Consider the following 17,094-nt stretch of genomic DNA (forward strand, 5'->3'; position numbering starts at 1 on the left):
GTTTTTTTATATTTTATGAATAAAAATAAATTAATCTTCTGGGAAGATATGTTCAATATCAGGAGTAAGAGATACTTCTGATAATACGATATGAGAAACTGTCGTTGCATATGAAGAAACATCATTGATAAATTCTTCAAGTTCAACGAGTGAAGGAACAGAAATTTTTACAATGTAGCATAAGCTTCCTGTTACTCGGTAACAAAAACTTGCAGATGGATAAGACTGAATAAACTGTTGCATACGTGTTGTATCACCATTTTTTAAAGTGATTTCTAAAATACAATCTAAAACTAGTCCTGCTTTTTTATAGTCGATATCGATTGTATATTTTTGAATAACGCCTTCACTTTCAAGTTTACGAACACGTTCTGCAGTAGACGGAGCAGATAAGTTTACTCGTTTCGCCAATTCACGCATAGAAAGGCGACTATCATTATATAATTCATTTAAAATTTTTCGATCAACACGGTCTAGTTGCATTTGTAAATATACCTCCAGTAAAATAATGATTTTTGTAAAGGGAAAATATAAATTAAGATTCATATGAAATGTAAAGTGAACGTTATTTATTTTACAATAAAACAGAAGGAAATAGGAGGGGAAATGATGGAGAGAATTTCATTATCAAATGTAGGAGATACAAAGTTTCAAAAGTTATTAGGGCATAATTCGGATATATTACATTCGTGGAGTACGTTAGAGGATACACTGTACAATAAAGGAATTCTTTCAGCAGAGTTGAAGGAGCAAGTGAGAAGAACATTAGCGTATGGGAATGAATGTCCGTACTGTATGGCAAAGGGAAGACCTGATGATGTGCAAAAGGCAGAGGAGATTGGTGTAGCCGTTACTTTTGCGCATACATTTGTTCATGACCGAAAAGCGATAGATGATACTATGTTTCACGCATTAAAACAATATTGGACAGAAAAAGAAATTGTAGAGCTTTGCGCCTATGTTTGCTTTATTACTGCGTCACAACAACTTGGTTTTCTATTTCAATTACAGCCAAATTAAGGAGGAAATGATGACAAATCAAATAGCACTTATCATAATCGATGTACAAAAGGCATTTCAATTACAAGATTGGGGCGAGAGAAATAATATTTTTGCTGAAGAAAACATGAGAATTTTGTTAGCAGAATGGAGGAAAAGGAAACGACCAGTTTTTCATATTCAACATGTAAATAAAGAAGATGCTCGGTCAATGTTTTATGAGAGAGGGGAAACGGTAAACTTTAAAGAAGAAGTGCAACCACTACCTGGTGAAGTGGTTATTCAGAAATTCGTTAACAGCGCGTTCATTGGGACGAATTTAGAAGAGCAATTAAGAGAGGACAAATGTAATGCAGTAGTAGTTGTAGGATTAACGACAAATCATTGCGTGGAAACTACGACACGAATGGCAGGGAATTTAGGATTTACAACGTATTTAGTGAGTGATGCAACGGCTACTTTTAACCGTAAAGGTTTAGATGGTAAAGAGTATAGTGCAGAAGATATTCACAATATGACACTTGTAAATTTACATGAAGAGTTTGCTACGATTGTGACGACAAAAGAAGCATTAAAATTATTTTGAAAAAATAATTGCGAATTATGTAGAAAAAAATAAGAATATTTCGTATAATCTAAGTACAATCATTTTGAAATAGGGGTGGCATCATATGGAGCAAATTTCAGTAAAGAAATTAGAAGAGGTACTTGTTGTAGCAGGGGATGATAAACAGAAGCAAAAGGAATTTTATGAATTGCTCTTATCTACTGAGTTTTATGTTGCTGGTTCACTAGAAGCAGAGGACGGGGCAACAGAAGGAATACTTCGTTTGCGTCATTTCCAAGGAGAAGGTAGATGGATCGTTCCGTTCTTTACACAAATGGAATTTGTAAAAGATGTGTTGCCAGAAGGAACGCCCCTTATTACGATACGTGGGAAAGAGTTATTTGGTAGCATTGAGAAAGATGCTACAGCTGTATTAAATGTTGGCACTGATATAAGTAAAACATTTATTCCAGAAGAAATTGCAGATATCGCATCTGGACGAATTTTTAATTATTATAAGTAAAAGGAAAAGCGTAATCGCTTTTCCTTTTTAATTTGAACATGGAGTGGCTATACCAGAAGAAATAGAGACTGTTTTATTATTTGTGTTTATTGTCGCTGTAGCTCCAAGTGGAATACCGATGTTTGGACTTATATGTCCAATTGGTAAACCGAATAGGACAGGTATATGATATGGCGCGAAATATTCATATAATATTGTTTGCAATGATTGAGATGGCTTTGAAGGAGTGCAGTCGTGACAACTTGTGAAAATAACGCCCCTGCATTCATTAAACTTTCCAGATAAAAGTAGCTGATTTAACATACGGTCAATGCGGTACGGTTCTTCACCAATGTCTTCAAGTAATAAAAGTGTATTGTCCGTATTTATCTCGTAGGGCGAGCCAATTATACTTGTTAACACAGCTAAATTTCCTCCAACTAACGTACTTGTAACTGTACTGTGAGAGCTAGGTACGATACATTCTGATGCAGATAAAATGGTTGAATACGGATGGAATAGCTGATTAAAAGAGGATAAAGATAGGGAATCAATACCTTTTCCTAGTTCTTCAATCATCGGACCATGAAATGTTATAAGCTTTGCATAACGTGAAACAGCAGTATGTAAAGCTGTAATATCGCTATATCCCCAAAAGATTTTTGGATTCTGCCTAATAACTTCATATTGAATGTGAGGAAGAAGACGAGCACTTCCATAACCACCTCGTGCACAAAAAATTGCCTTCACTTCATTATTTGTAAATGCTTCATGTATATCGTCAAGCCGAACTTGATCACTTCCGGCTAAAAATCCATATTTCTCGTAAACACTCTTCCCGATTATTACGGATAACCCCATCTCTTGTAATACATTCACACCTTTTAATACATTTTCGATTGTAGGTGGACCAGATGGTGCAATAATCATTACTGTATCACCTTGTTTTAATGCATTTGGATAAATCATTAAGCTCAGCCTCCTTATCTTTCAATATATTCGCTTCATATGAAGTTCAACCCTTGCAAAAGCAGGGGAAAGCTTATCAAATAAAGAAGATATAAGGGAAATAGGAGGGAAAATGATGTTTACAAGTCGAGTAACAGACATATTAAAAATTGAGTATCCCGTTGTTCAAGCCGGTATGGCAGGCGCGATTACGACGCCAGAACTCGTTGCAGCAGTAAGTAATAGCGGAGGATTAGGGACGCTTGGAGCGGGCTATATGAGCCCAGAACAAATTTGTGAAGCGATTTATAGAATAAGAGAACTAACAGATAAGCCTTTCGGTGTTAATTTACTTGTAACGAAAGAGATACAAATAGAAGAAGAGAAGGTAAATGAGGCGAAAGTATTACTAAGCGGAGTGAATAGAGAATTAGGTATAGAAGTAGAAGGAACGTTAAAGCTTCCAAAAAGCTATAAGGAACAATTACAAGTGCTATTAGATGAAAAAGTACCGGTCGTTAGTTTTGCATTTCAAACGTTAGAAAAAGAAGAAATAAATGATTTAAAAAGAAGTGGAATAAAAGTTATCGGAACAGCTACCCATGTGAAGGAAGCGAAAGTACTTGCCGAGCTAGGAGTAGATATTATTATCGGACAAGGTAGCGAAGCAGGAGGGCATAGAGGAACGTTTATTGGGAAAGAACGAGATGCTATGATTGGTACTTTTGCGTTAGTACCTCAGTTAGTAGAAGCTGTTCCGCATATCCCAATTGTCGCAGCAGGTGGTGTAATGAACGGACAAGGGCTTGTTGCGGCATTGGCACTAGGAGCAGAAGGTGTTCAAATGGGATCGGCCTTTTTAACAAGTGAAGAGAGTATTACGCACGATGTGTATAAAGAAGCGGTTTTACATAGTACAGATACGAGCACAACGGTAACTCGTGCGTTTTCCGGGAAATATGCACGGGGTATCCGGAATGAATTTATAGAGAGACATGAAGGAAAAGAAGAAGGGCTTCCGATGTATCCAGTGCAAAACGTATTAACTTCTAAAATACGCCAAGAGGCAGCGAAGCAAAATAAGGAAGAATATATGTCACTTTGGGCAGGACAGGCAGCATCGTTGGCACGAATCGAATCAGCTCAGCATGTAGTGGAGCGAGTTATGAAAGAAGCGGAGAATGCAATCGAGCAATTACAAAATATATACAAAAAGACCACTTGAGTAATTCAAGCGGTCTTTTCATTAGTTTGCTTTATAAAATTGTTGGATGGCTTCGTCGATGTAAACCCAGCCTTTCCAACCTAAGTGCATATGATCTTTTAAGAAGTATTTATCGTATTCATGATTTGAGAAGTCGGCAATTGGATAACCAGCTTTTTCGATTTGCTCATGAACTTTCTTATAGTATGCTTCACGGCGTTCTTTCGGGAAGCCAGCGTAGTCGTACCAAGGACCTTTGACAGGAACAGAAATGAAGAGCGGTTTTGCACCAGATTGTTTTAATAAATCAAGTACAATTTGTAAATCTTCATATTCTGGCGATTGGTCATAAGCATCATTTTTTAAGTAACCTTCACGTTGCTTTAATTTTTTCTTAATTTTGCTATTGAAATAATCATCTTCAATACCGTATTCATTAGATCCAGATTCTACTGCACCTGTTTGATCCGCATGTTTACGAGCCTCTTCCCAGTTCATTTGTTTTAATGAAGGATCAAGCTTTTCTTTGTGCGGTTTAATATTAAACATAGCTGTAAATAAATCTTTACGATCTAAAATGTTACGATAAATATAAGCGAAAGGTTTAGCAGCAAGTGCTTTTACTTTATACTTCGTATCATCATAAGCAATGCCTTCAAGCGAAATTTTTAATAAAGTTTCTTTTTTTACAATCTCAAAGTTTAATAAACGCTTTGCAATTTGTTTTTTCATTTCAGGTTTTAAATCATTGTTGAAAATGAAATGGTAACCTTGTTGCTTTGAAAAGTTAGGTGCAAAGTGCGTTTCATCAATACCTTGTGGTACAAACCATTGCGGAGAAAGAACGAATACCATTTTCTTATCTTTCAATTGATCCATTGTAGATGCGAAGTTTAACACATGTACAAGGTCTTGTGTTCCGCCGCGTCCAAGAAGGAATGGTGTGAACCCTTCAGGCTTTACTTTAAAATAATTAGATGGATGGAAAGCATCCATACGTGCGAATTCCGATGAACCGTACATCGGAAGATATTTTGGATTTGCTAACATCTTTTGCTGTAAAATCATACTTTGAATTTTTTCTTCTTTTAAAGAAGTAGCAGCTTGTTCTACTTTTTCATCACTTAAAAGTGGAAGTAGGAAGCGCGTTGGAATAAGTAAGAATACAGCAAAAAGGGCCAATGCTAAAAGCATCGGACCAAATTTTGCTTTGTTCATCGGATTTCTTCCAACTTTTTAATAACCATGTTTGGTGTAGCCCACTCGTCACGGTCAAAATCAGAAATAGAAACTTCAATATCTAAACGCTCTTGGAATTCAACTAATAAAGATACTACAGCGAAAGAATCAAGGATACCTTCTTCAAATAATTGAACATCTAAGTTTTCTTTCACAATATCGTTTTCACATACTTCTTCTAAAATATCTAATACTTGCTCTTTGAATTCTGCCATTTTTAAAATCTCCTTTATATCCGAAATATATTATATGTGCAACTTCTTAATGGAATAAGAAGGGTGCATTAAAAGTATCTGTTAAGGTGTCCAGAGAAGATTAGGAAACCGAAACATACAACGTGGAACGTAATTACAATCGCAAGGATGCGTGTAAATTTAGTGTTTGGCCAAAACTTATGCTTCTTGTTTTTTCGTTCGAAAATATCGAATAAAATAAACAGTGCGGCATGATATAGACCATAAATAATATACTGCGCAACAGCGCTTCCTTGGATATGCCAAATTCCCATAATGAAAAAGTTTAAAAATGCACCGATATATGAAATTGTGTAACGGTTCTTAATTAACTTTTTCTTCGTTGCAAAAAAGACGAAACGCATGTAAATAAAATCACGGAACCAGAATGATAAACTCATGTGCCAGCGGTTCCAGAAGTCTTTAATATTACGACTAAGGAATGGCTTATTAAAGTTTTCTGGCGTTTTAATTCCCATCATATAACTTACACCAATTACAAAAGAGCTATAACCAGCAAAATCAAAGAATAGATATAAGCTATAGCTATACATGTAAATCATATTTGAAAAGATTGTATCGTGTTGAGCGAATGCTGGATCCATACAATATTGCTTTATTAAGTAAGCAATAATAAATTTATACAAGAAACCTTGGAAAATACGATTTAGTCCTGTATATAGTAAATTTTGATATTCTTCAGCGCTAGGTGGCTTTTGAATATCTTTTTGGAATCTTCTGTAACGATCGATAGGTCCTGTTGAAATTGCAGGGAAGAATAAAACGAATTCCCAGAAGTTAAAGAAAGAAAGCTCTTTAATTAAACCATCACGAACTTCAAATACCATTTGAACTGCTCTGAATGTTACGTAAGATATACCTAGAAAAACAACAAGTTTTAACTCAGGTAATAACGATGCAAATGGTGCGATTTTTGCCAAAATAAGAGGCAAAATCGATAAAATAACAGCTATGCAAAATGTGAATGTACTATTATTTTGTTTTCTTAAAATTAAATAGCCTTTAATAAGGGCATATTGCCAAATAATAAATGCAGCTAACATCATTGCTTGCTTTGGTTTATCTGAGAAGATAATAGCAAGCATGACTAATGTTAAAACGGCATTATATTTACGCAACATTTTACCTTTTAATCCAGCTATGATAGTAGGTATTAATAAAATGCCCACTATAGCGAAAAAATAAAATGATCCATATGCGGTCATGCTGTAACCTCACTCAATAATTTTTTGCGATCTACCTTTCCATTTGGTGTCATTGGAATAGAAGATTGATACATGAATTTACGTGGAATCATGTAGTTTGGTAATCGCTCATTGAGTTCTTTTTTGATTGCAGATGTTAATTTGAATTCTTTTTCAAACGAATGCTCTCCAGGAACAACAACCGCTAATAAATAATCGTATTTCTCACCTTTTTTAATTGGAACGATAACTGCTCCCTCAACGTAAGAACACGCACGAAGGTGATGCTCAATTTCTTCTAATTCCATTCGATAACCATGCAGCTTAATTTGGAAATCAAGACGACCATTATAGAATAGAAGACCATTTTCTACATAGCCAGCATCGCCTGTTTTATAGGCACGCTCACCGTCAATCATAGTAAATGCTTTTTCTGTTAATTCAGGGCTTCCTAAGTATCCAACGCTTACGCTTGGACCGACAATTACGATTTCACCTTTTTCACCATCAGGTGCAATCGTGCCATCTTCTTTCATAATAAGAAGGCGACAGTCTGATTTACAATAGCCAACTGGAAGTGATTTGTATTGATCAAGTACTTCTTCTGTAACGTGAATACCTGTTACAGCGACAGTAGCTTCTGTTGGACCGTACGTATTCATAAGTGTTGCATTTGGGAAACGCTCAATTAATTTTCTAGCTACTTCATTTGGTAATACTTCACCACAGAATAAGAATGTTTTCATGTTCGGTAGCATACTCTCAGAGAAGGATGCTTCCATTAAACACATTTCAGCGAAAGAAGGTGTGGAAGTCCATACTTGTATATCCGATTGCTCTAAAGAAGCAAACAAGTCTTTTGGACGCGCAATCATATCTTTATCGATTGCCCAAAGTGTACCACCTGTTACTAATGATGGGTAAATATCCATGACAGATAAATCGAATGAGAAAGGTGCTTGGTTTAAGAATACTTGCCCTGTTTGTAAGTTAAAATCTTCTACAGCCCATTTTGTAAAGCTAACAAGGCAGTTATAAGTAATCTGAACCCCTTTCGGATTACCTGTGCTTCCTGATGTGTAAATAATGTAGAAGTTCTCATCACCTTTTACCGCATGTTCAGGATTTGGAGTGTTCCCTTTATGAGTAAAGAAAATATCTTTTAAGTTGTCTTCACTTACGATGCGAACTGGTAAATCAGTTACAGTTACTGCTGCTGCCGATAAAAGTAATTTCGCACCAGAATTTTCAGCGATACGTTGTACACGATCAGCTGGGATAGATAAATCTACAGGAATATAAGCATGTCCAGCTTTTACACATCCTAAAAAGTTAATAATCATTTCAGGTTGCATATGGCCATACACCATAATTGGTGAACGATCATCTGGATACGCAGAAGAAATCCAATGTGCTAACGCATCAGAATCTTCCTTTAATTGTTTGTACGTAATTTTCGCATCTCGCCAAACAAAAGCAGTTTGATCAGGCGTTTCAATAGCCCACTTTTCAATTAGTTCTAATAACTTCATAACGTTCCCACCCTAGAATTCATTGTAAATAAATGTACTTGTGTTTGTATCATGGAATCCATACAACCAAAGTAATGCAAATAAAATTGCAAGATAATAAACCGTCTTTGCAACCCATTGTGTGAGTGGTCGAGACCATATCTCTTTTAATCTTTCCATGTCTTTCCCTCTCTTAATGAAATAATAGCTCTTTGTAGGTATCATGTCCTACATTATTGTGAAAAAAACAAAATCCCACATTTTAGGTAAAAATAAGTCAAAAGGCTCTTTTCTGATATTAGCACTAAATACTAAAAAAGAAAATCCCTAACTTAGCAATTATATTACATTCAGCATGAATTTGTAATGGGTTTGATATGTAAATAGAAAGTGGATTGTGTGAATACATAAAAGTGGACTATAAGAATACGTAAAAATGCAGTATTTGCTTTTATTAATCATTTAAGACGGAGTAAAATTTAAAATTTCTAGTTCTTTTGAAAAGGAGGAAATTATCATGAATAGAGTGTGGAAGAGTCTAATTTCGGAAGAAAATATCGTGAAATGGAGAAGGCATTTTCATAAGTATCCGGAATTATCATTTCATGAAAAAGAAACTTCGCAATTTATATATGATACATTATGCTCGTTTTCTTCTTTTGAAGTAACGAGACCGACGAAGTATAGTGTACTAGCAATTAAAAGAGGCGTGAAGCAAGGGAAAGTGATTGCGATTCGAGCTGATATAGATGCTTTACCAATCCAAGAGGAGACAAGGAAATCTTATACGTCTGTAAATAAAGGAGTGATGCATGCATGTGGGCACGATGCTCATGCAGCTATTTTATTAAGTACAGCAGAGATGTTATCAAATATGAAGGAAGAGTTTGTAGGGGAAGTTCGTCTATTCTTTCAGCATGCAGAAGAAGCATACCCTGGTGGTGGACAAGAAATGGTCGAGGCGGGCGTTATGGACGGTGTTGATTATGTAATAGGTTTACATGTTATGTCTGGATTGGAGAGCGGAAAGATAGGTATTGCGTATGGGCCAATGATGGCAGCTCCAGACGTATTTACAGTTGAGATTCAAGGCAAAGGAGGACATGCAGCACGTCCAGAAGAAACGATTGACCCTATTGCTATCGGAGCACAGATTATTACAAATTTACAACATATCGTATCAAGAAATACAAGTGCTTTCATGCAAAGAGTCGTTTCAGTTACGCAGTTCCATGGGGGAATGGCTGATAATATTATTCCAAGTACAGCAACTTTAATGGGAACTGTACGTTCTTTTAATCAAACATTAAGAATAGAAGCAGAAGGGAAAATCGAAAAAATTGTGAAAGGAATTACAGAAGCACATGGAGGATCGTATACATATACGTATCGATATGGATATGATCCGGTTATTAATGATGAATATATTACGAAAATAGTAGAAGAAAGTGCACTACATTTGTTTGGGAATGAGCGTGTTGTTAAGCTTGAACCTTCTATGGGTGGGGAAGATTTTTCAGCATATTTAAGAAAAGCACCCGGTTGTTTCATTAAATTAGGAACAGGTAATGAAAATATATATACTTGTTATCCACATCATCATCCGAAATTTGACGTGGATGAATCAGCATTAATTTGTGGAGTGGAGCTATTCTTAGAGACTACTATAAGATTACTAAAATCATAGAAAAACAAAAAAAGGCAACTGCGCTCTATCGCAGTTGCTTTTATTTCTTTCCGTCAGAGAGGGCTGAGAAAGAACTATGCTCATTTATAGTATATGAATAGCTAACGGACAAGCTTGTACATTTTAATCATTTTTTTAAAAATAGTTGTTGACATTGATAATCAATGTCAATTAATCTAAATATATTTGAAATTGATAATTATTATCAATAGGATGGGTGCGACATGTTAATGAGAAAAAAATTTCACCTTCTACGGAGGGGATTAAAAGATAAAAATAAAGATGTTGATCAGCATATGGAATGGCAACGAAATGTAATTCGGTCTGAATATGTAGATGAGAAGAAGAGCATTCAAACAGAAAAAGAGATACAAAGTAAAGGGAGAGGTTCAGTTGAGTAAGTTAGTAATGATTTTTGCAAGTATGAGTGGAAATACAGAGGAAATGGCTGACCATATTGCCGGCGTAATTCGTGAAACAGAAAATGAAATTGAAGTTATTGATATTATGGATTCACCAGAAGCTTCTATATTGGAACAGTATGATGGAATTATTTTAGGTGCATACACATGGGGAGATGGTGATCTTCCTGATGATTTCTTAGATTTTTATGATGCAATGGATTCTATTGATTTAACTGGGAAAAAAGCGGCCGTATTCGGATCATGTGATTCGGCTTATCCGAAATACGGAGTGGCGGTTGACATTTTAATAGAAAAGCTACAAGAGCGCGGAGCAGCAGTTGTGTTAGAAGGACTAAAAGTAGAATTAACGCCAGAAGATGAAGATGTAGAAAAATGTTTACAGTTTGGAGCTAAATTTGTAAAACACCTTTCTTAATGGCAGAAGGGAGCTGAAGAGCAAGTGCATGAGAAAATCTCAATCAAAACGATGACAGATTATCATTTGTATGATTTTATGCGGTGTCCGCATAAATTTTATTTTCGTCATATAAAAAGAAGAGAACCTTCTTCATTTGAATGGCAACAAATAGCGCAAATGATTGTGAATCAAATTATTAACGAGTATTACACGCTACCTGCGGGTCAACAAACGAAAATTGTACTTTTAATATTAATAGAAAAGTATTGGAAAAAAGTAAGGATTAATATGTTTGCTTCGAAGACGGAGTACTATATTGTATTAGCGAAGCTAACGGATCACTTATTACAGTTTGTTGAAAGGGATGATAGTCAGACACCACCATTGTTTTTATACGAGAAGTTTCAAACATATATGGAAGAGTTAGGTGTCCACATGTCATTGACATTTGAAGTTGGTGAGTGGAATGCTGAGTCGTTTGTAATTAAAAAGTATGTTGTCGATGCGGATGAGGAAATGCTTGCTCTTTGTCAGAAGCTAATGACAGTATTCAGTTATAAAGCTTTCGGCGTTCTTCCAGGAAAAATTGAAGTTATTAATTTAATAGAAGGAACTAAGTATGAGTACATTCCGAAACAAGAAGATATTATAACTGGAATGGCTGATTTATCTAGAATGAAAGAAATGTTACAGCAACCTGAGCATTATACTGAGCGTCATTTTCGTTCTGAGTGTATAAGTTGTGCGTTTCGTAGTGAATGCCAAAGGGAAGAAGTAAAGAAAGAAGCGAAACAGAAGAAAAATATAGTTCATTAAAGGATGCAACTTTGCATCCTTTTTTGTTATTGACATGAAAAGCTTTTCATCATTTACGGTATATTTGTAGCAGATTTTAATAAAGTGAAATTTTAATTAGTGGGGTTTTGTTCATCACCCACTGATTATTAGCCTTAACCAATCGGGCTTTAACGGGCAGCCCGACCCCCACCTAACTTCTTTGCTTCCGCTGAATTTTGAGGTGGGGGTCTTACTGCCCGCAAATAGCGGGATAAAGGGAGGAATAATCAATGAAAGATGAAACGAAAGTATTTCAATGGTTAAAAGAACAAAATGCTCCTTTTGAAATTCAACTGCAAATCTTACAGGCATTTCAATTGTATAAAGTTATTGTTGAAATGGATAAAAAGTTAATGATGTATGAGGAAAGAGTATACAGGGAGAGAATGTAATCTCATCCCTGTAATATCGTTTTTAGCTGTTCTGTACTTGTAATGAATTCGAGTTCATTCTCTGACTCAAAGTTATAAATAATATTATGTAGTAAAGGACTGTATTGATAAAAGGTAGTAATGCGGTGAATGAGTAATGGATCATGATGAGAAATAAGTGTACTGTACTGTTCATATACAGATGTAGTAAACTCATGTCCGAAATCATAATATAGTCCTGCAAAATCAAAAGCAGGATCGCCAATTTGCGCATCACCAAAATCGATAACACCTGAAATGCTTTTGTTCTGCTTGTTAAATAAAATGTGATGATGTGTAAAATCAGCGTGAATGATTGTGTTTTGAAAAGTGGATGTAGCTAAACATGCAAAGAAATTTTCAAATAAGCGATTTAAGGCTAGTTTCTGTAATGAAGTAAGGTTAGTAGTGAGATATTGGTTTAATTTTGTTTGTAGCTCTTTCCAGTAGGTACATGTTTTTCTAATAGGGAAACATAGCGTTGTAACTTGGTTTAAAGGAATACTATGTAGTACCGCAAGGAAAGTAGCTAATTTTGTAATAATTGCTTTCAGCTCTGTATCCTCCAGCGTGGCAATTGTTTCTGTTTTTAATGGTTCACCATGAATGAGAGTATAGTAACTACAAAGAGGAACCTCATCAGATTCATTTTTATAAATTAGGTGATATTGTGGAACTTTGATTTCTTGTAGTGATTGAGTGAGAATTGTGCATAGTTCTTTTTCTAACGGAATTCGCATTGCATATTCCTGTTTTCGCGGGAAACGAAACAGTAGCTCATCATTTACTATAACTGCTACATTATCCCATCCTCCTTTATTTTGTTTATATGAACGTATAGAAAGATTAGGCAAAGCTTCTTTTATATAATGTTTGTAAGAGTCCATAATTGTTCCTCGTTTCTGAGTTAAGTTATTCTACTTTATGATATCAGAATTTTCTTTCTATATGTTAAAATATAGCTATCATTATGAAGAAGGGCGGGAGTATTACGAAAAAAAGATTGTTAATCATTTCTCTATGTATCGCTTTTGTATTGTTTTGGTCATATAAAGAGAAGGTTTTTGCTACCTTTAAACCGATTGATCAGTACGAGTTAAATAAGGAATTAAAGAACAAAAGTATAGAAAATTTAACTCATAATGAAATGAAAAAGGTAGGAGAGCATTTTGTGACCGAGCAACTATCAGTGTTTGAGTTTACTAATAAAGAAGATGTGAAACGAAAAGGTGAAGAACTATTTTTAAATAGAGGGTATGAACAATTAATGGGAAATTATTATCCAAATCGTTTTCAAGATTTAGAGTATAAATTTACAAACGAGGAGATACGTGAAGAGACCGATGAGAGTTTTCTTTATCAAGCTGTAGCGTACGTTGCGGGTACTGAAAATGGTAAGAGAAGCAAAATGAAATTGAATTATGAAGTGAAAATTGTAAAGGTTAATAATATATTTATGGTGCTAGAACAAAAGCAGCGCGTACAATAAAGGAAATTCATTGCTCAATAGAACATTTGGGGGTGTACTACTTAATGCGGAATAAAAAGGCCCTCAAGGAATCAAGGGCCTTTAAAGATTTTCATTTTGTTGACCAAGTTCTTTTTGAGCAATATATAAATTTCCTTGCTCGACTTGTTTAAGTGTATGAACAGAATCTCCTGCATATCCTTTTTGTGTTTTAACAGTTCTTTTTGAACGATTGGAATTTTGTTTCTTCATATAATAGGCACCTTTCATCAAAAATAAACGAAAATGATAAGTATGAGTAATACAGCAGCGAAAATGGTAATGCCCATTAAAAACGAAGTGTTTTTATATTTAGGTGGCTTATGTACATCTTGCCGATATCCAGGTGAAATTTCAGGGGCAAATTCTTCATCGAATGATTGCTTTTTTTCTTTGTCGTCCATATGTACCCACCTTTCTTTTTCATTATATTACACGTTACAAGAAAAAATATGCATAAAGAAAACAGCCGCTTTATTATTAGCGGCTGTTTTGTGTTGCATATTTTCGTTGTACTTGAAAGAGACGGATAAGTAGGAAGGCAGCGCCAAATGCTAGACCGATAATAAGACCGATCCAATAGCCTTTTGCGGCCCATTCTGTATACGTTGCTAGTATGTAACCTAGTGGTAGACCTATTATCCAATAAGCAATTAAAGTCATAATTAGAGCAACATTTACATCTTTATAACCACGCAGAGCTCCTTGTACAGGGGTTGCAATTGCATCTGAAATTTGAAATAAAATCGCAAAGATAAGAAATTCTTTTGCTAAATGATGAACTTTTGCATCTGTCGTATAAATAGAAGCAATTTGATTATCAAAGAAGTAGAGAAGAATCGAATATAATAAAGCAAAGGCAAGGGCTAATCCAATTCCAATCAGTCCGTATTGTTTTGCATTATCGTAACGTTTTGCTCCGACTTCGAATCCGACTGCAATAGTCATTGCCATTGCTAAACTTAGCGGAGTCATATATAACAAGGAAGCAAAGTTCATAGCTGCTTGGTGAGCTGCAATAGTTGTCGTACTAAAATTACTCATCATAAGCGTTACCGCAGCGAAAATACTTGTTTCAAAAAAGATAGCAAATCCGATAGGGACGCCAAGCTTTAAGAATGCTGTCCAACTCGAAAGAGAAGGACGATATAATTGTTTGAAAATGTTAAAAGAGGCAAAAGGCTCTTTCGTCTGAATAATAATGACTGTAATAATTAATATGCACCAATATGTTGCAGTGGAAGCAATTGCTGCTCCGACACCACCAAGCTTTGGGAAACCGAAGTTACCAAAAATTAATAGGTAATTTAATATTACGTTAATTGGTAATGATAGTAATGTAATAATCATCGTTGTTCGAGTTTTTCCTAATGCATCAATAAATCCACGTAAAACAGTGTACGTGAATAAAGGTATAATTCCTATTGCGATAATACTTAAAAATTGAGCTGCAATTCGTTCCACAGGTTCTTCTAAGCGCATGCCGTTTAAAATAGGTGAAACGACGAAGAAACCGATGAGGATAACAACGAAGCTAGCACAAATTGCTAAATAAACTGCTTGTATGACAACGTGGGGAACGTCCTCTTTTTTCTTGGATCCAACGAGCTGTGCAACAATGGGAGTAGTAGCTATTAAAATTCCTGTTAATCCCGTACTAACTGGAAGCCATATACTTGTTCCAATTGCAACACCTGCTAAATCAGTTGGACTTGCATGTCCTGACATTGTTGTATCAAAAAAACTCATCGCAAATAATGACATTTGCGTTACGAAAATCGGAAAAAATAGTAATACAAATTGCTTTAACTTTTGTGAGAATGAAGTAGTTTCTTTCATAAAATCCCCTTTCCGTATAAAAAAACAAACTCTTACTATCATACAATTTAATCAAAGATTAGAAAAGAAATACGCGCCTACAACATATGAAACCAATAAAAAAAGGATGCACTTTGAAAAGGGATAAGGTATTATGATAAGGTGTGAAAAAATTACATATTATTTGTTATTAAGGAGGCACTACTTGTGGCTGATTGGTTAATTGGTTTAATCATGGGTGCTGTTGAAGGGTTAACAGAGTTTCTACCAGTATCATCAACAGGACATATGATTTTAACAGGACATTTAATTGGATTTGAAGATGAGAGAGCGAAAGTTTTCGAAGTTGTTATCCAATTGGGATCGATTTTAGCAGTTGTTGTTATATTCTGGAAGCGTCTATGGTCGTTAGTTGGAATAGGAAAAGTAACAGACGGACCATCGTTAAATTTATTACATATTATTATCGGGATGATTCCTGCCGGGGTACTTGGCGTATTATTCCATAGCACTATTAAAGAGGTTTTATTTGGTCCAGGACCAGTTGTTATTAGCTTAGTAGCCGGTGGTATTTTAATGATTGTTGCTGAGAAGTTTTCAAAACCAAGTACAGCAAGAACGTTAGATGAAATCACATATAAACAGGCATTTACAATTGGAATGTTCCAATGTTTAGCTCTTTGGCCAGGGTTTTCTCGTTCTGGTTCTACAATCAGTGGTGGTTTATTAGCTCGCGTGTCGCATACAGCGGCAGCTGAATATACGTTCATTTTAGCGGTACCGATGATGGTAGCTGCAAGTGGGTTAGATTTAATTAAAAGCTGGGATGTATTAAGCTCAGCAGATATAACGCTATTTGTAACAGGATTTGTAACTGCATTCGTTGTTGCGATGCTTGCAATTGTTTCATTCTTGAAATTATTATCTCGTGTAAAACTAACACCGTTCGCTTACTATCGTTTCATTTTAGCTGCGGTATTCTATTTCTTCATTATGTAATAAAAAAAACTGCCGAGCTCGGCAGTTTTTTTTATTTTACTATTTTTTCCACCATATTTTCCATTACATGCTCCCAAAGAGAAGTATCATCAGCTAATGTAGCACGGAAATTAGCATACATTTCTTTTTGTTTTTCTTCGAATGTTGGATCTTCTTTTTCAGGTAATGTAGCGCGCATTGAAGTTACTAATTCTTGTACTTTTGGAGCGCGTGGTCCAAAGACGGCTTGTTCATTTCCATCTTTATCAATGAAAATAAAGATTGGAATCGCACGTGCTGTTCCATTTGTTAAATATTGATCCATTAATTCTAAGTTTTCATCGCGAATTAATAAACTCATATCAATATTTGCAACTTCAGAAATTCGTTTCATAACAGGTACGCATAAAAGAGCATCGCCACACCAATCAGCAGTTAATACGATAACACGCCAGCCGTCATTTTGACGTTCTTCTAATACAGGAAGTAATTCATTTGGAATTAAAAAGTTATTGTAAATGTGTAGTAGCTCGTATTGGTTTACTTGCATTTCATTCACATATGTATCAAAGGACATACCTTTATCAGCCCATTGTTGTAAGTTCATAATTAACACCTCTTTAGTAAGATTTGCTTTCATTGTACCA

The 17,094-nt window shown here is 35.2% G+C and carries 23 protein-coding genes; 11 read left to right on the forward strand and 12 right to left on the reverse strand.

The features are described 5' to 3' along the window. Window positions 1–30: 30 nt before the first annotated feature. Complete coding sequence (locus NZ044_RS07060; protein ID WP_001175498.1) at window positions 31–483, reverse strand: Lrp/AsnC family transcriptional regulator; 453 nt, start codon at window positions 481–483, stop codon at window positions 31–33. A 126-nt stretch (window positions 484–609) separates the two neighbouring features. Between NZ044_RS07060 and NZ044_RS07065 the strand changes: the two genes are divergently transcribed. The 3 genes from NZ044_RS07065 (at window position 610) to NZ044_RS07075 (ending at window position 2,069) form a co-directional block, all read left to right on the forward strand. Further along, window positions 610–1,020 (forward strand): carboxymuconolactone decarboxylase family protein, encoded by a 411-nt coding sequence (locus tag NZ044_RS07065; protein WP_000439752.1) that lies wholly within the window; start codon window positions 610–612, stop codon window positions 1,018–1,020. A 10-nt stretch (window positions 1,021–1,030) separates the two neighbouring features. Further along, window positions 1,031–1,585 carry a cysteine hydrolase family protein gene (locus NZ044_RS07070; protein ID WP_000184442.1) on the forward strand — a complete coding sequence of 185 codons (555 nt, stop codon included), beginning with the start codon at window positions 1,031–1,033 and terminating at the stop codon, window positions 1,583–1,585. 85 nt (window positions 1,586–1,670) lie between these two features. Continuing rightward, complete coding sequence (locus NZ044_RS07075; protein ID WP_000435265.1) at window positions 1,671–2,069, forward strand: SseB family protein; 399 nt, start codon at window positions 1,671–1,673, stop codon at window positions 2,067–2,069. A 27-nt stretch (window positions 2,070–2,096) separates the two neighbouring features. Here the strand turns inward: NZ044_RS07075 and NZ044_RS07080 are convergent, their stop codons facing one another. After that, the gene (locus tag NZ044_RS07080) at window positions 2,097–3,017 is read right to left on the reverse strand and encodes a S66 peptidase family protein (RefSeq protein ID WP_000640066.1); all 921 of its coding nucleotides are present in this window, start codon (window positions 3,015–3,017) and stop codon (window positions 2,097–2,099) included. A 115-nt stretch (window positions 3,018–3,132) separates the two neighbouring features. Between NZ044_RS07080 and NZ044_RS07085 the strand changes: the two genes are divergently transcribed. After that, the gene (locus tag NZ044_RS07085; RefSeq protein ID WP_000495271.1) at window positions 3,133–4,221 is read left to right on the forward strand and encodes an NAD(P)H-dependent flavin oxidoreductase; all 1,089 of its coding nucleotides are present in this window, start codon (window positions 3,133–3,135) and stop codon (window positions 4,219–4,221) included. 21 nt (window positions 4,222–4,242) lie between these two features. Here the strand turns inward: NZ044_RS07085 and dltD are convergent, their stop codons facing one another. The 5 genes from dltD to NZ044_RS07110 all read right to left on the reverse strand — a co-directional run bounded on the left by dltD (window position 4,243) and on the right by NZ044_RS07110 (window position 8,568). Continuing rightward, the gene (gene dltD / locus NZ044_RS07090; protein WP_001030287.1) at window positions 4,243–5,418 is read right to left on the reverse strand and encodes a D-alanyl-lipoteichoic acid biosynthesis protein DltD; all 1,176 of its coding nucleotides are present in this window, start codon (window positions 5,416–5,418) and stop codon (window positions 4,243–4,245) included. Further along, window positions 5,415–5,654 (reverse strand): D-alanine--poly(phosphoribitol) ligase subunit DltC, encoded by a 240-nt coding sequence (gene dltC, locus NZ044_RS07095; RefSeq protein WP_000807310.1) that lies wholly within the window; start codon window positions 5,652–5,654, stop codon window positions 5,415–5,417. The genes dltD and dltC overlap by 4 nt, the downstream gene beginning before the upstream one ends. Before the next feature lie 68 nt (window positions 5,655–5,722). Next, window positions 5,723–6,898 (reverse strand): D-alanyl-lipoteichoic acid biosynthesis protein DltB, encoded by a 1,176-nt coding sequence (gene dltB, locus NZ044_RS07100; RefSeq protein ID WP_000127955.1) that lies wholly within the window; start codon window positions 6,896–6,898, stop codon window positions 5,723–5,725. Continuing rightward, window positions 6,895–8,409 (reverse strand): D-alanine--poly(phosphoribitol) ligase subunit DltA, encoded by a 1,515-nt coding sequence (gene dltA, locus NZ044_RS07105; RefSeq protein ID WP_118961651.1) that lies wholly within the window; start codon window positions 8,407–8,409, stop codon window positions 6,895–6,897. The genes dltB and dltA overlap by 4 nt, the downstream gene beginning before the upstream one ends. 12 nt (window positions 8,410–8,421) lie before the next feature. Further along, entirely contained in the window at window positions 8,422–8,568 is a 147-nt protein-coding gene (locus NZ044_RS07110; protein ID WP_000440293.1) for a teichoic acid D-Ala incorporation-associated protein DltX, read from the reverse strand. A gap of 337 nt (window positions 8,569–8,905) precedes the next feature. Here NZ044_RS07110 and NZ044_RS07115 point away from each other — a divergent pair, with 337 nt between their 5' ends. The 5 genes from NZ044_RS07115 to NZ044_RS07135 all read left to right on the forward strand — a co-directional run bounded on the left by NZ044_RS07115 (window position 8,906) and on the right by NZ044_RS07135 (window position 12,126). Next, window positions 8,906–10,075, forward strand: a complete 1,170-nt coding sequence (locus tag NZ044_RS07115) for an amidohydrolase (protein ID WP_001082809.1) — start codon at window positions 8,906–8,908, stop codon at window positions 10,073–10,075. A 224-nt stretch (window positions 10,076–10,299) separates the two neighbouring features. Then, window positions 10,300–10,476, forward strand: coding sequence for a hypothetical protein (locus NZ044_RS07120; protein ID WP_000929009.1), 177 nt, complete (start codon window positions 10,300–10,302; stop codon window positions 10,474–10,476). Next, window positions 10,469–10,915 (forward strand): flavodoxin, encoded by a 447-nt coding sequence (locus NZ044_RS07125; RefSeq protein ID WP_000041154.1) that lies wholly within the window; start codon window positions 10,469–10,471, stop codon window positions 10,913–10,915. Before NZ044_RS07120 ends, NZ044_RS07125 begins: the two co-directional genes overlap by 8 nt. Before the next feature lie 24 nt (window positions 10,916–10,939). Then, entirely contained in the window at window positions 10,940–11,713 is a 774-nt protein-coding gene (locus NZ044_RS07130) for a hypothetical protein (RefSeq protein ID WP_000544580.1), read from the forward strand. Between the two features lie 251 nt (window positions 11,714–11,964). After that, window positions 11,965–12,126 carry a hypothetical protein gene (locus tag NZ044_RS07135; RefSeq protein WP_000651086.1) on the forward strand — a complete coding sequence of 54 codons (162 nt, stop codon included), beginning with the start codon at window positions 11,965–11,967 and terminating at the stop codon, window positions 12,124–12,126. Window positions 12,127–12,128: 2 nt separating this feature from the next. On the opposite strand, the gene NZ044_RS07140 is transcribed toward NZ044_RS07135, so the two are convergent. Beyond that, window positions 12,129–13,031, reverse strand: coding sequence for an aminoglycoside phosphotransferase family protein (locus NZ044_RS07140; RefSeq protein ID WP_000378990.1), 903 nt, complete (start codon window positions 13,029–13,031; stop codon window positions 12,129–12,131). Between the two features lie 83 nt (window positions 13,032–13,114). Here NZ044_RS07140 and NZ044_RS07145 point away from each other — a divergent pair, with 83 nt between their 5' ends. Beyond that, entirely contained in the window at window positions 13,115–13,633 is a 519-nt protein-coding gene (locus NZ044_RS07145) for a hypothetical protein (protein ID WP_002083113.1), read from the forward strand. An 81-nt stretch (window positions 13,634–13,714) separates the two neighbouring features. On the opposite strand, the gene NZ044_RS07150 is transcribed toward NZ044_RS07145, so the two are convergent. The 3 genes from NZ044_RS07150 to NZ044_RS07160 all read right to left on the reverse strand — a co-directional run bounded on the left by NZ044_RS07150 (window position 13,715) and on the right by NZ044_RS07160 (window position 15,490). After that, window positions 13,715–13,864 carry a hypothetical protein gene (locus NZ044_RS07150; RefSeq protein WP_000744623.1) on the reverse strand — a complete coding sequence of 50 codons (150 nt, stop codon included), beginning with the start codon at window positions 13,862–13,864 and terminating at the stop codon, window positions 13,715–13,717. Between the two features lie 17 nt (window positions 13,865–13,881). After that, window positions 13,882–14,055, reverse strand: a complete 174-nt coding sequence (locus tag NZ044_RS07155; RefSeq protein WP_000341062.1) for a hypothetical protein — start codon at window positions 14,053–14,055, stop codon at window positions 13,882–13,884. Between the two features lie 76 nt (window positions 14,056–14,131). Then, window positions 14,132–15,490: an MATE family efflux transporter gene (locus tag NZ044_RS07160; protein WP_118961652.1), complete on the reverse strand. Its 1,359-nt coding sequence runs from the start codon at window positions 15,488–15,490 to the stop codon at window positions 14,132–14,134. Between the two features lie 186 nt (window positions 15,491–15,676). Here NZ044_RS07160 and uppP point away from each other — a divergent pair, with 186 nt between their 5' ends. Further along, complete coding sequence (gene uppP, locus NZ044_RS07165) at window positions 15,677–16,468, forward strand: bacitracin resistance undecaprenyl-diphosphatase (RefSeq protein WP_000796263.1); 792 nt, start codon at window positions 15,677–15,679, stop codon at window positions 16,466–16,468. Window positions 16,469–16,499: 31 nt separating this feature from the next. Here the strand turns inward: uppP and NZ044_RS07170 are convergent, their stop codons facing one another. Continuing rightward, window positions 16,500–17,087 (reverse strand): thioredoxin family protein, encoded by a 588-nt coding sequence (locus NZ044_RS07170; protein ID WP_003260458.1) that lies wholly within the window; start codon window positions 17,085–17,087, stop codon window positions 16,500–16,502. Between the last annotated feature and the right edge of the window lie 7 nt (window positions 17,088–17,094).

Origin of the sequence: Bacillus sp. FSL K6-1338 (assembly GCF_038006965.1) — a bacterium.
GTDB classification, from domain to species: Bacteria; Bacillota; Bacilli; order Bacillales; family Bacillaceae_G; genus Bacillus_A; species Bacillus_A thuringiensis_S.